The sequence below is a fragment of the Xanthobacter cornucopiae genome, from assembly GCF_043195065.2.
Taxonomy (GTDB): Bacteria; Pseudomonadota; Alphaproteobacteria; order Rhizobiales; family Xanthobacteraceae; genus Xanthobacter.
Genome location: NZ_CM195531.1, coordinates 1,371,771 through 1,384,438 on the forward strand (window position 1 = coordinate 1,371,771; position 12,668 = coordinate 1,384,438).

Annotated in this window: 9 protein-coding genes and 2 pseudogenes; 4 read left to right on the forward strand and 7 right to left on the reverse strand. The window is 62.8% G+C overall.

The features are described from left to right. Positions 1 to 91: 91 nt before the first annotated feature. Positions 92 to 849: pseudogene (locus tag V5F53_RS06170) on the forward strand (IS5 family transposase). A 175-nt stretch (positions 850 to 1,024) separates the two neighbouring features. Here V5F53_RS06170 and V5F53_RS06175 read toward each other — a convergent pair. Both V5F53_RS06175 and V5F53_RS06180 read right to left on the reverse strand, forming a co-directional pair. Continuing rightward, positions 1,025 to 3,709, reverse strand: a complete 2,685-nt coding sequence (locus V5F53_RS06175) for a Z1 domain-containing protein (RefSeq protein WP_393998835.1) — start codon at positions 3,707 to 3,709, stop codon at positions 1,025 to 1,027. Then, the gene (locus tag V5F53_RS06180) at positions 3,702 to 4,556 is read right to left on the reverse strand and encodes a hypothetical protein (RefSeq protein WP_509212972.1); all 855 of its coding nucleotides are present in this window, start codon (positions 4,554 to 4,556) and stop codon (positions 3,702 to 3,704) included. The genes V5F53_RS06175 and V5F53_RS06180 overlap by 8 nt, the downstream gene beginning before the upstream one ends. A gap of 63 nt (positions 4,557 to 4,619) precedes the next feature. Between V5F53_RS06180 and V5F53_RS06185 the strand changes: the two genes are divergently transcribed. After that, positions 4,620 to 5,374, forward strand: a protein-coding gene (locus V5F53_RS06185) for an IS5 family transposase (protein ID WP_509212807.1) whose coding sequence is annotated in 2 segments (ribosomal slippage) — positions 4,620 to 4,953 and positions 4,953 to 5,374 — 756 coding nt in all. Because the reading frame shifts where the segments join, the coding sequence is not laid out codon by codon here. Here V5F53_RS06185 and V5F53_RS06190 read toward each other — a convergent pair. From V5F53_RS06190 to V5F53_RS06205, 4 genes are all read right to left on the reverse strand, one after another. Then, positions 5,305 to 6,006 carry an ATP-binding protein gene (locus V5F53_RS06190; RefSeq protein ID WP_509212973.1) on the reverse strand — a complete coding sequence of 234 codons (702 nt, stop codon included), beginning with the start codon at positions 6,004 to 6,006 and terminating at the stop codon, positions 5,305 to 5,307. The genes V5F53_RS06185 and V5F53_RS06190 overlap by 70 nt on opposite strands. Before the next feature lie 130 nt (positions 6,007 to 6,136). Further along, positions 6,137 to 7,627: a DNA cytosine methyltransferase gene (locus tag V5F53_RS06195; protein ID WP_393998817.1), complete on the reverse strand. Its 1,491-nt coding sequence runs from the start codon at positions 7,625 to 7,627 to the stop codon at positions 6,137 to 6,139. After that, positions 7,624 to 8,046: a very short patch repair endonuclease gene (locus tag V5F53_RS06200; protein WP_393998816.1), complete on the reverse strand. Its 423-nt coding sequence runs from the start codon at positions 8,044 to 8,046 to the stop codon at positions 7,624 to 7,626. Before V5F53_RS06200 ends, V5F53_RS06195 begins: the two co-directional genes overlap by 4 nt. 438 nt (positions 8,047 to 8,484) lie before the next feature. Further along, the gene (locus V5F53_RS06205) at positions 8,485 to 8,970 is read right to left on the reverse strand and encodes a helix-turn-helix transcriptional regulator (protein WP_393998815.1); all 486 of its coding nucleotides are present in this window, start codon (positions 8,968 to 8,970) and stop codon (positions 8,485 to 8,487) included. A 259-nt stretch (positions 8,971 to 9,229) separates the two neighbouring features. Between V5F53_RS06205 and V5F53_RS06210 the strand changes: the two genes are divergently transcribed. Both V5F53_RS06210 and V5F53_RS06215 read left to right on the forward strand, forming a co-directional pair. Continuing rightward, the gene (locus V5F53_RS06210; protein ID WP_393998814.1) at positions 9,230 to 9,583 is read left to right on the forward strand and encodes a DUF2958 domain-containing protein; all 354 of its coding nucleotides are present in this window, start codon (positions 9,230 to 9,232) and stop codon (positions 9,581 to 9,583) included. Between the two features lie 396 nt (positions 9,584 to 9,979). Beyond that, positions 9,980 to 11,695 (forward strand): annotated as a pseudogene (locus V5F53_RS06215) (ParB/RepB/Spo0J family partition protein); the annotation flags it as partial. A gap of 8 nt (positions 11,696 to 11,703) precedes the next feature. Here V5F53_RS06215 and V5F53_RS06220 read toward each other — a convergent pair. After that, positions 11,704 to 12,650, reverse strand: a protein-coding gene (locus V5F53_RS06220) for an IS630 family transposase (protein ID WP_509212974.1) whose coding sequence is annotated in 2 segments (ribosomal slippage) — positions 11,704 to 12,311 and positions 12,311 to 12,650 — 948 coding nt in all. Because the reading frame shifts where the segments join, the coding sequence is not laid out codon by codon here. Positions 12,651 to 12,668 lie beyond the last annotated feature (18 nt).

Sequence of the window (12,668 nt, forward strand, 5' to 3'; positions counted from 1 at the left end):
CCGTTGAGTTTCGGCGGCTTAGGGCGTGGCCCCATAAATTTGCGCGTCTGAGCGTATCGTGATTCAAGCTCCCGAACTGGGAGCCTGACAGATGCGCCGCCACGAGCTGACCGACGAGGAATGGGCGATCATCTCGCCGCTGCTGCCGAACAAGGTGCGCGGCGTGGCGCGGGTGGATGACCGCCGAGTGATCAACGGCATCCTCTGGCGCTTTCGGACCGGTGCGCCGTGGCGGGATGTGCCGGAGCGCTATGGACCACGTACAACCCTCTACAACCGTTTCGTGCGCTGGCGGGCCGCGGGGGTCTGGGACAAGTTGCTGGAAGCGGTCTCGGCCGCCTATGACGGGGACATCGTCATGATCGACAGCTCCTGCGTTCGCGTTCACCAGCACGGCGCCGCGATCAAAAAGGGGGCGATGACGATCGTTGCATGGGACGCTCCCGGGGTGGACTGACTACGAAAATCCACGCCTTGGTCGATGCGGAGGGCCGTCCGATTCACCTCCTGCTCACCGCAGGGCAGGCCGGCGACGCACCGGCGGGGCGCGAACTCCTGGCCCGGCTCGCACCCGGCGGCATCCTCCTCGCCGACAAGGCCTATGACACGGACGCCATCCGCACTGAAGCGGCGGAACGCGGCGCCTTTGCCAATGTGCCGCCACGTGTCATCCGAAAGCGAACCTTCGCCTTCAGCCCTTGGCTCTACCGCCAGAGAAACCAAATCGAGCGCTTCTTCAACCGCATCAAGCAGATGCGCGGCCTCGCCACGCGCTACGATCGCCGTCCGGACAACTTCCTCGCGGCCCTCAAGCTCGCTGCCGTCCGAATCTGGATCAATGCGTTATGAGTCCGCTGCCTAGGCAACTCGTGGCAGCCGTCGTCTGCAGTCAGGGCGAATATATATTGGCCGGCGAAATTGCGGCCTCGGAAGAAGTCCAGTGGATGCGAGGACAAGGCACGCCGAACATTGTCGACGTGCGGATCGGACGCAGGGGCGATGTCGCGCCAGTCGCTCTCCTCCATCAGATTTCTCCAGCCTGGATGGCGTCGTCGTCGTCCTCATCCTCGCCCGCGAACGCCTCTTCGATCTGCTTCCGATAGACGGCGTTGACTTGGTAGCTCCGCTCACTGGTCGCCATTTCCGTTTGCGTGAGGCAGAAGCTCAAGGTGACGACTGGTCCCCTAAGCTCGAGGTGGGGCAGTCCTTCGTCGGTCGTGAACACATGAATCAGCAGCATCGGGCGACTACGCTGAGCGCAGTAGGCCTTGTCGCCGCGCAACCGGCCGCTGGCCTTCTCGGCATCTCCGGCATCGATCTGGCTCTGTGTCAGACCGATCTGCGCGTCATTGGGATCGGCCACTCGATTTCGACCGCCGGTTACGCGGAACCCACCGTCTACCACGTCGCCGGACGCGCGCGTCCGCAGCGGCAAGGAAAGATCGGACCGCAACACTGTTCTTCGCTCGCCACTGGCGGGATGGGGGATGGCCACATCCCACTCCGACATCTCGTCCCGGACGCGATCGGCGAAGTAGTCCTCGAATAGGCTAACGTTTCCGCTGATTGGCCCCAGATCGCCGTGGGCCGCTGAGAATCTGAAGGTTTTCAACAGTGCCATAACCGATCGACCGGACTGTCGTTCCCAAACCTTGGCCTGCGACGTTGATTTCTCTGAGGACGGCATACCGAGTTCCGTAACGAAGGCAGAGACCGCCTTCAGATTGGCCTCGTTGTCCTTTTGGTTGTTCGGCAGGATGTAGCCCTCCAAATGCCGCAAGGAATAGTCCTGTGCGATTCTCATCTGGGTTGCGGTGCGCATCTTGTTTGCGGCGGTGATACGAATTGCGGTCGGACTTTCCCTAACCTTTAGCCCAAAATGCTCCGGACTCATTCCGAGATCGTGCATCCGGCGCACCTCGTCGCGTAGCTCCTCGATGGCGCCATTGATCTCGCGATAATGGTTGAGGGCGAGCTGCGGCAGGTACACCCGGCAGACGTCTTCGTAGCCCGGCCGGTAGCCGAACCAGCGTGCCATCTGCATGAGGGTGTCGGAGGCTGCGGTGTTGCGCAAGATGTAGGAGACAGTCAGGCCTTCGAGTGTTAGGCCGCGCGAGAGCGCGAGGCCGCCGATGGCGACGACGTGCAGGCCGCTTTCGCGGTGGGCGCGATAGTCCAGCGCGCCTCCCTTCATGTTCACAGTTACTGACTGGACCCGCGCCGCTTCCGCTAGGGCGGTGCGGATGGCGTCGAAGGTCTCCTCGCCGTCGCCGAACTCGCGGTCGAAGTCCTCATTTAGCAGGGCGATGACGGGATCGCGCAGCGCGTCCGATCCCATGGCCATGGCGGCGGCGTTCTGCAGGGTCTGGAGGTACACATAAACTTCGCCGTGCACCTTCTCCTGGATGGCGTTGAAGCGGCTCACGTTGATCATCATCGTGCAATGCTGCCGACCCTGGCCGCGTAGGATACGGATGGCGCGGGTAAGCAGGAACACCCGGAGTGCAGTCAGCAGAGACGGCGGAAGGGTCACAGGGTGGTCCGCCTTGTGGTTCAACGGCAGGTGCGGAACGTAGTCATTCACCACCGCGACCATCGACTGGCGCAGATCGCCATCGTCGGCGAACACGCGGGAGGCGCCGACGTAGGTGTTGGGCGGGTCGAGCGTCTTGATGAAGTGCTTCGGGAACAGATCGTCCTTCAGCATCTCGTCGTTGGTGTCGGGGTCGATGAAAATGTTGGCAAACGGGGTAGCGGTGTAACCGACGTAGGAACGACGTTCGAAGAGCGCCATGATCTCGCGGATCACCGCATTGATCGCCGTGGTTGCCCGGGGGTCATTGGACGTATTGATAGAGGCGTTGTCGGCTTCGTCATCGATCAGCAGAAGGGGCGAGCTGATGATTTGGCCGTGGCCCTGTTCAATGAGCCAGTCGCGTAGTTTGGCCAATGGCGCCTTGTTCTTCTTGCAGACGAAGATGATCGGCTCATTGTGCGCGGCCAAGCTGAAGACTACGCCGGCGCCAGAGTCGCGGGTGAAATCCTTGTCGCGCGAGGTGCCGTAGGCCGGAAAGCGCTTCTTGATGGCGTACGTGAGGATCGGCAGCGGCTCGGCGGCCAGAGCGTGAAAGATCGACTTCCTGCCAATAAAGGTCTCGTCCAGCCGCTCCTGGGTCTGGGCTCGCAGCGAATTCGTAATGCCGGCCAGCAGTATGATGGTGCGGTAACCGGCGTCCGCCGCTTTGCAGATCAGGGCCGAGTAGTTGGTCGTCTTGCCAGACTGGACATGGCCCATCACCATGCCGCGCCGAGCCCCGATACCCGGCGTGAGGGGATTACCGGCGAAGTCGAGGATCTGATCGGTGACGGCGTCCAGGGTGGCGACGACTGGCGCCGCAAGTGAGCCACCTTCAAGGTAATACCGCTTGAGTCGACTCCAGTAGTAGAAGTCGATCGAGGCGGCATTCTCCTTCAGCCAAGGCTTGAAGTCGCTGAAGACGGAGTAGCCGCGTGTCTGGGTCTGCGTGAAGCTCGCCTCCAGCATCCGCAGCATCTCCGCCTTTTCCTCGTCATCGAATCTGAAAGGCGAGGCGGCGATTTCGGCGGCGATCGCGCCGTCCGGCAGCGCACGTCCGGCGCTGACTTCTTGCGAGTAGGTTCTCCCGAGACTCATCGTCAGGTAAGCCAGCTCGGCACTCAGATCACGCATTCAGCCAACCCTTTTCCTTGAGTACCGCTTCGGTGGCACCCCAGGCTTCGCACCACGGCTCGGTTATCCGCAGCAAGGCTTCCAGAGCGGCGAAATCTCCGCCGACCTGCATCAGCAGCAGCGGCAGAGCGGCGTTCAGGTCGCCCCTGAAGACTGATGGATCAGTGAGCGTTTGATGGATCGCATCAGGTTCGCGCGCGACATCCTGAGCGAATGCGGCGACCGGAAATGCCTGCTCGATCACTTTCAGCGCGGTGCTTGCGGTCTGCTTCTGGCTGTCGTCTCCCGACCCCAGGAGCGCCTCGATCACCGGATGATTACGGTTGATCACATAACGGACCTCGCCACCGCGCCCGTAACGACTCCAGACCGACGTGGTGCCGGCACGGTCCAAGCGGCCTCCACGCGAGCGGAACACACGCGCGGAGCGGCGGCGGAGGCCTTCGACGATCTGGCGTAGCCGATTACGCAGGATCGTCGGGAGCTGTGCGTCCGACTTGTCGATGGTGATCTTCCAGATGTGATCGAGTGCGTTGGGAATATCCACGCGCACCCGCACAAGCTGCGATAGCTCGCCGTGTCGCAGCAGCCGGAACCAAGTACCACTGATGATGAGGCGGTGATTGCGGTAGACGTAGAAGCCCTGGTTGCGGAGAAAACCTTCTTCGCCTCCAAGCTGGTCGTACTGATTGGGCAGCAGTTTCGAGTAGTGCGGCAGTATGAAAGGCTGAATATCAATCGTTCGGCCGCCGATCTCCAGTGGCTCGGCTTCGAGCTGCTGGGTTGCCTCGTGGTCGCGGTAGAATGGGTCTAGCGGCTCGATCTTCCGATTGTTAAGTCGGAGCACTAGGCTCAGGACCTATTAATTGAGCTGCGGGTGTGATTCACAGTTTCCGTTGAGGAGGCTGCGATGGGTGATTTGTTCCTGTTGAGCGCGCGCCAGATGGCGAGGATCTCGCCGTTCTTTCCTCTGGCCCATGGGGTTCCGCGGGTGGATGACCGGCGGGTGGTGAGCGGCATCGTCTACGTGATCCGCAACGGCCTGCAGTGGAAGGATGCGCCGAAGGACTACGGTCCGCACAAGACGCTCTACAACCGCTTCATCCGCTGGAGCCGGCTCGGGGTGTTCGACCGCATCTTCGCCAGCCTCGCCGGCGAAGGGCCCAAACCCGATCGGGTCATGATCGATGCCACCCATCTCAAAGCCCACCGCACTGCGGCGAGCCTCTTAAAAAAGGGGCTGTTCCCCGTCGTATCGGGCGCACAAGGGGTGGCCTGAACTCCAAGCTCCACACCGTCTGCGACGATAAAGGCCGGCCGATCATCATGCTCTTGTCGGAAGGCCAGATGAGCGACCACAAGGGCGCCCGCCTTATCCTTGATGCCTTGCCGCCGGCCAAGAGTCTGATCGCCGATCGGGGTTATGACAGCGCCTGGTTCCGGGACGCGCTCGCCGCCAAGGGGATCGCGCCTTGCATTCCATCATCCAGGAGCCGCAAGCGGCCTTTCGCCTATGACAAGGCCCTCTACCGCCAGCGACACAAGGTCGAGAACCTATTCGCCAAACTCAAGGACTGGCGCCGCATCGCCACACGCTACGACCGGTGCGCCCACACCTTCTTCTCAGCCATCTGCATCGCAGCCACCGTCATCTTCTGGCTCTGATTAGTGAGTCCTGAGCCTAATTTCCGGCCTCGCACTTCGCCGGCCAGATAGCGGTGGAAGGTCAGCGCCAGTTGGTTACCGGCGTGAACGACCAGCGCGTTGAACTCCGCCTGGGTGACGCTGCCGTTCTCCGACAGTCGGTCACAATCGGACCAGATTACCTCGACGCCGTCTTTCGCAAGGAGCTCTGGCGACGCCAACGCCTCAATTTCATTGGCCTCGAGCACACCCATACGCCAAGCGTCTACATCCGAGAGATTCCAGACGCAGCCGGTCAGCGCCTCGTTCTTCTGGCTTAGCACGGTGAGGTGGGTACACTGCGAGAAGGACGCTGACTTCATGCCCCAGCCGAACCGGCCGAGGTCATCCGGTGATCGTTCGGCAAGCGGGTTGCTGCTAGCGGGCCGCATAGCGTCGCGCAGTTCCTGGCCCGAAAGCCCGTGGCCGTCGTCGCGGACGCGTATCTCAGGGTCGCCATCGTTGAACAGACAAGTCAGGACAATCTCGCGGGCTCCGGCCTTGATGCTGTTGTCGATCAGGTCAGCCAGGGCACGGGGCAGGTCGTAGTTTCCGAAGCTTCGGGCCGACATCATCAGTGAAGCGGCGTCGGGCGGATTCGTCTCGTACTTCATCCGGCGGCCAGCCCCTTCGAGAACCGCGCAATGAAGCTCCCAGCAACCGCCTTCATCGATTCCCCCGCAATGCTCTATAGTCAGGCTTCATGGTCGGCAGCCATGAGTAGACGAACGTTGATAGCACAGCTCAGGCGGCTTCGGAGTCGGTATCGTCCTGCATCGATCGCACAGGCTCACGTAGGAGGTCCTGCCTGAGCCAACGGGCCACGGCTTCAGCCAAGAGCGGCGGCACAGCATTGCCGATCTGCCGGAAAGCTGCGTTCATGGCACCGGCGAACCGGAAGCTGTCCGGGAAAGACTGAAGCCGGGCTGCCTCCCGCACAGAGACCGTGCGCTTCTGTCCACTGTCCCAGTGGATGTGAGAATAGGTATCCTTGCCCATGTGCGCAGTCAGCGTCCGCGACGGCAGCGCCGGATCCAACTTCCACCACTTGTTAGGGAACTTGCCCGGATCGTAGGGCGGCACATGTTTTGCGCGCAACTCCTCCCAAGCCTTCGAGCCCTCGCCGGGCCGGATGGCGTGGGCCTCAAGCTTCTCCCTGAAGATCGTCTCGGCGACCGCCCTCGCATGCGGATAGTCGCCGCCGTGCTTCATGCGCCTGAAGATGTCAAAGTCGCGAGGTGTGATGCGTACGACGTGGCCGTCGGTATCGACATCTGAGATCTGTTGGCCTGGCCAAGCTCGCATCTTGCTCGCGTAGGTGCTGAGGTCAGTGCTGTAGGCGTAGGGCAGTCGGTCAGTCAACTTGCGCCGCCGCATGTCGCTCGGAGCAGAGAAGTGTTCGGTGATGCACGGCAGATCGCTGAGCGCTGCCTTGACAGAAACGGCTTCCGGCAGCCCCGGACGGACGGGCGGAGCCTCGCTGAAGTGCGCGCCCTCGGCCGGAACATGCTTCAGCGCTACCGTGCGGGCGCTGTCGTAGCCAGACGGCAGCTTGGCGGCGTGGCTCGGCTCCGGAAAACTCGGCGCGAAGCCCAGCGAGCTGTCAATGGCCAAAAGGAACAGCCGCTCGCGCATCTGCGGAATGCCGTAATAGGCTGCGTTCAGAAGGGTATAGCGGGCGTTGTAGCCCATCGTCTCCAGCGTCTGGCAGATTTCCTCCGGCACATTGTGGCCGCCGTGATTGAGGATATCCGGGACATTCTCGATCAGGATCGCAACCGGCTGGACGGATTCGACGTACTGCAGGAACCGCTGATACAGCTTAGCGCGCGGGTCATTGACATAGGCATCACCGTCGCCGGTCACCGAGCGCAGCTTCGATCGACCGATGCGGGCGAAGGCTTGACATGGAAGACCGGCTGCCAGGACATCGAACTGGTCGGAGATCGCGCCCTCCAGACCGATTTCCTTCGCTAGCATCGCCGGATCGGTCGCGACCATGTCGCGGGCAAGACTCCAAGCCACCTTCTGCGCTTCGACCGGAGGCTTGAAGTTCAACGCGTAGCTGGCTGCTGCGGTCTCGTCGAACTCAACGTGAGCCAATAGTTCGAAACCCGCAGCCTCCATGCCAAGGGACAAGCCGCCGCAACCCGAGCACAGTTCAAGCACGCGCGGCGCACCCGTGCGGCGCAGGTGGTCCAGCTTCGCTTGGCGGGCTGCAAAATTGATTATCATCGGTCGTTAGGTCGTCCAAGGTGGGCCGATAAGCGAGAGGTCACGAGCTCCGAATCTTTAGCCTCGCACTCCCATATTACCAAGGTATCCCAGCTCTGTGCATGAAGCTTTGCTATGGCGTTCTGATCGCGCGCCACGTTCGCTGCAAACTTTGCCGTCCAGAACTCGACGTTCGATTTAGGCTCGTAGGCCAAGCGGCAGCCGGGATGACGATGCCAGTAGCAGCCGTGGACGAAAACGACCTTTTTCCGACCGGGGAAGACGAGGTCGGGGCTGCCGGGCAGGTCCTTGCGGTGAAGGCGAAATCGGAACCCGAGCCGGTGGGCAATGCGGCGCACGATCATTTCCGGATTGGTGTCCTTGCCGCGAATGCGGCTCATCAGCCGAGACCGGGCCTCCTTGTCGATGATGTCCATCATGACAATCTGCGCCGGAGATCGTCATCTGCCAAGAGGTATCGCTGCCGCACGACCCGACGGGGTGAGAACGGCGTCAGCAATACCCTCGATGCGACGAAAAAGTGACGGCGCGCTTCGCTTTTTCACCGGGGCAACTCAGCGATGGCTGTCGCTTTTCGGTCGAATCGAAAAATCGTAGGCTCTGTCGAAGCCTACCGTCGGCGGTATGCGCCATCGCAGCTCGAACCCAATGTCTCTTTGGGCGCGAAGGTACCAACTCCCATAGATACGCGGATGTCCGCTTCCAGACCATGGGCCATGACAAGATTAACGGCTGTCCTGGGGCGCGAAGCCGAATCCGCTATCGAGGCGCCATCCAAGGCCCACTCTGGCGCCTTCTGGACCCAGATCTTATCCACGGCCATTCCCTGGTGATCTCCGGGCGGAATGCCGCTCCGTTCATTGGCGCCGAATTGGTGCCCTGACTGGTCGTGCACGCCGTTGTCGAACATCCGGCGCCGGTGCTTTGCGCACGATATCCGCGTCCGATGCGCGGCGCCTCTCGTTGAGCCAGATCTCGACCTCGGCCAGATCCCACACCACGCAACGTGGTGTCAGGAAGTAGCGCTTGGGAAACTCGCCGCGCTGTTCCATCTCGTAGATCGTCGTGTCGGCAAGAGGCACGATCTCTCGAAGCTCCGGGCGGCGGATCACGCGCTTGAGCAGGCTGGCAGGTGGCTGAAACCGCTTGAAGCTGCTCTCGGCAGGCTCGTTGGCGGGTGGCTGCACAGTGTCGGAGGCCAAGGCCGGATCTTCTCTTGAAATCGTCTGATCGCGCCTCATGTCGATTGCCTTCGATCGCAGTGGAATGACTACGACCAAGGTGATGCATGTCGCTCGTCCATTGAAGACATCGGGCGTCGGCGTGCGGAAATCGGCGGCCATCGCGCGAGAATCGGAAGGTAATCGCGAGCGGCGCCAGCCCCCTTCTTCCACAAAGCCCGGCGCATCTTTTCCTGAGCGCACTGTGGCTGTGGCCTTCGATCTCCCCTCTCTCGACGAGCCCCGGCAACGCTGGCCGCCGCCGCGGCGCGGTCAAGCCCGGCCCGCACCGGACCGTGTGGGGCCTGACCGCGCCGCTCGATTACGCCGGCCGAACGCCTCCTCGCCCTCGATCGGAGGGTGACATCAAATGGAGGCCGACATGGCCGCAGCGCTCATCACCAACGAACTCTATGCCCGGCTTCTCGCCAATGGTGCTCGCAGCGCCGCTGGCGAGGACATCGATCCGCGTCCCGTCGTCAAGCTCTTCACACCGGACGCCGGCGCCACCTGGCTTCTCACCGAAGCCGATCCCGAAGACCCCGACCGTCTATTCGGCCTCTGCGATCTCGGTCTTGGCGAGCCCGAACTCGGCTATGTCAGCCTTGCTGAAATCCGCTCGGTGCGCGGACGGCTCCGGCTTCCGGTCGAACGTGACCTCCACTTCAGGGCAGAGCATTCGTTGAGCTGGTACGCTCAGCGCGCCCGCCAATCCGGCAGGATCGTCACCGACTGACGATCGCAATCGCGCCCCGTCATCGGGCGGGGCGCTTCGTCGTGCTCATGAGGAAAGACGGCGATCAGGATGCTCGGCTTTCAGGTTCTACGCCTTTGCTCATCCTGATCCGGTTCTCATGCCCGGCGCTCGCTTTCGCTCGTGCCGGGCGGGTTGCTTGGGGGCGCTGCCCCCTGGCGCGGTGCAAGGGACCGCAGACGCTCGGCCGGGACGGTTTCCCCGACCTTCCGCGCGGATGCGTGTTTCAGATCCTCGCCCATGGCTTCAATCCGCTTGTGCAGGCCGGGTGATCCCCCTCCGTCCCAGCCGCCCTTGCACCTTGCACCCCCCGGTCTCGGCGACGGCCAGGGTTGCAGCGCAGCGCTGCGCTCCAACCCAAGCCAAAGGATCAAGACCATGACCGACACAATCGAAACGACCGCCACGGTTTCCGAAGTTACCGCCATTGAGAACGGTGCGGTGCTGTTCGTGCCGTTGAACAAGTTGAAGAAGTCGCCCCGAAACGCCCGCAAGACCCCGCACAGCGAAGCCCATATCGAGACGCTGGCGGCGAGCATTGCCGCGAAGGGAATGCTGCAAAATCTGGTGGTAGAGCCGGAAACGAACGCGGAAGGCGAGCCGACCGGCTTCTATCTCGTCACCATCGGCGAAGGCCGCAGGCAGGCGCAGTTGCTGCGCGTAAAGCGCAAGCAGATCAAGAAGACAGAAGCCATCCGCTGCGTTCTGGATACCGAGAACGATGCGACGGAAATCAGTCTCGACGAAAACGTCACGCGCGAGGCGATGCACCCCGCCGATCAGTTCGAGCGCTTTCGCGAGCTGGCTGAAAATCGCGGATGGGGTGCGGAAGACATCGCCGCCCGGTTCGGCGTCAGCGCCCATGTCGTGAGACAACGGCTTCGCCTCGGCGCCGTCAGCCCGAAGCTGATGCAGGTTTATCGGGAGGGCGGCTTGTCGCTGGACCAGTTGATGGCCTTCGCCCTCACCGAGGACCATGCTCGGCAGGTGCAGGTCTACGAGAACCTGTCGTGGAACCGCGACCCATCCACCATTCGACGCGACCTCACCAAGATGAATGTCGCGGCGACCGACCGGCAGGCGATCTTCGTCGGCGCGGACGCTTACGCCGAGGCGGGTGGCACCATCATCCGCGACCTCTTCACCGAGGACCGGGGCGGTTATTTCGAGGACGCCGCGCTACTGGATCGGCTCGTCATCGACAAGTTGGAAGGCATCGCCGCCGAGGTACAGGCAGTCGAGGGATGGAAGTGGGCTTCCGTTCACATCGACTTCCCCCACGCGCATGGGATGCGCCGCAGCTATCCGCATCCGGTGGACCTGTCGGCGGACGATGACGCCGCTTTTGGCGCGGCGCAGGAGGACTACGACCGCCTGTCGTCGGAGTACGAAGGTTACGAGGAACTGCCTGACGAGGTAGATCGGCGGTTCGGTGAGCTTGAAGCGGAGATCGAACGGATCGACGCCAGGCGCCACGCCTATGACGCCCACGAGATCGCGCGCGGTGGCGTGTTCGTCATCCTGAACCATGACGGCACGGCCCGTATCGAACGCGGCTTCATCCGCGCCGAAGACGAGGCCCCGAAATCGGCGGATGTGGAGGGGGCGACCATCACGGAAGATGGCGAAATCATCGGCGAGGGAAGCGACGAGGATGCAGAACCACAGCCGGACGACGAGGAGGTCGAGGATGCGGGGAAGCCGCTATCGGACCTTCTCATCCGCGACCTGACCGCCCATCGCACCCTTGGTCTGCGTCTCGCCCTTGGCGAGCAGCCGGCTATGGCGCTTGTCGCCGTGGTCCATGCGCTGGCAGCCCAGACCTTCTATCGCGGTGGGGAAGCCTCCTGCCTCGAAATCCGCTTGACCAGCGCCTATCTCGCTTCCCACGCGGATGGGATCGAGGATACGCCCGCCGCCAAGGCGCTGGCGGATCGTCATGCCGGATGGGCGTCGGACATGCCGCGCGACGTTGCGGACCTGTGGGCCTTCGTCGCCGGTCTGGACTATGCGAGCGTCATGGCCTTGCTCGCCCATTGCGCCGCGCTGACCGTCAATGCGGTGAGGGTGCCGTGGGAGCAGAAGCCTAGAGCGATTTCCGTTCATAATGGCTCATATCCTGCGGCCATGAAGAAGTTCTGGCATTCCTTTGGCGTGAAGCAGTCGATGAGGCGACCGATGGTGTCCCACAGGCCGGCGACGGAGCGCTCGGCGGCTTTGCGCAGGAGCGCCTTGAGCTTTGAGAATGCCTTCTCGATGGGATTGAAGTCGGGGCTGTAGGGCGGCAGATAAAGCAGACCGGCGCCGGCAGCCTCGATGGCGGCGCGGACCTGTGGCCCCTTGTGGGAGCCGAGATTGTCCATCACCACCATGTCGCCTGGGATGAGCTCGGGAATGAGAACCTGTTCCACATAGGCCTGGAATGCCACGGCGTTGATCGGGCCGTCGAGTACCATGGGTGCGACCATGCCGGTGGATCTCAGGCCGGCGACGAAGGTGGTCGTCTTCCAGTGGCCGTGCGGCACGCCGACCCGCAGGCGTTTCCCGCGCCGGCAACGGCCGTGGCGGCGCGCCATGTTGGTGGAAGCCCAGGTCTCGTCGATGAAGACGAGCCGCTCCGGGTCCAGGTCCAGTTGGCCGTCGAACCAGGCTTGGCGCTGTTTCAGGATATCGGGGCGGTCCTGCTCGGCCGCGTGCGCGGTCTTTTTTTCCAAGTGATGGCGTGACGGTCGAAGAAGCGCCAAAGCGTGCCGATGGCAAAGCGGTGCCCGTGGGCGGCCAGCTGATGCTGAAGCTCCATCAGGGTGATGTCGCTTGTCTCCTCCACCAGCCTCAGGATCAGGTCGGCCTGCGCCTCGATCCGGGCGGAGAGGGTGTCACCGCCGCGCGGCTTGGCCGCGACGCTTCCGGTTTCCCGTACCCTGGCGCACCAGCGCACGGCGCTGGCGATACTCACCCCAAAGCGCTCGGCCGCCTGCCGCCGCGACATCCCGCCCTCGACGGCGGCAACCACCCGCTCCCGCAGGTCCAAAGACAGCGTCCTGGCCATGCATGTCGGCCTCCCTCT

Coding starts and splice junctions, on each gene's coding strand:
- V5F53_RS06205 (WP_393998815.1), bottom strand. CDS start 8,970: ATGGCCGCCGATTTCCGCACGCCGACGCCCGATGTCTTCAATGGACGA.
- V5F53_RS06190 (WP_509212973.1), bottom strand. CDS start 6,006: ATGAAGTACGAGACGAATCCGCCCGACGCCGCTTCACTGATGATGTCG.
- V5F53_RS06210 (WP_393998814.1), top strand. CDS start 9,230: ATGGCCGCAGCGCTCATCACCAACGAACTCTATGCCCGGCTTCTCGCC.
- V5F53_RS06195 (WP_393998817.1), bottom strand. CDS start 7,627: ATGATAATCAATTTTGCAGCCCGCCAAGCGAAGCTGGACCACCTGCGC.
- V5F53_RS06200 (WP_393998816.1), bottom strand. CDS start 8,046: ATGATGGACATCATCGACAAGGAGGCCCGGTCTCGGCTGATGAGCCGC.
- V5F53_RS06175 (WP_393998835.1), bottom strand. CDS start 3,709: ATGCGTGATCTGAGTGCCGAGCTGGCTTACCTGACGATGAGTCTCGGG.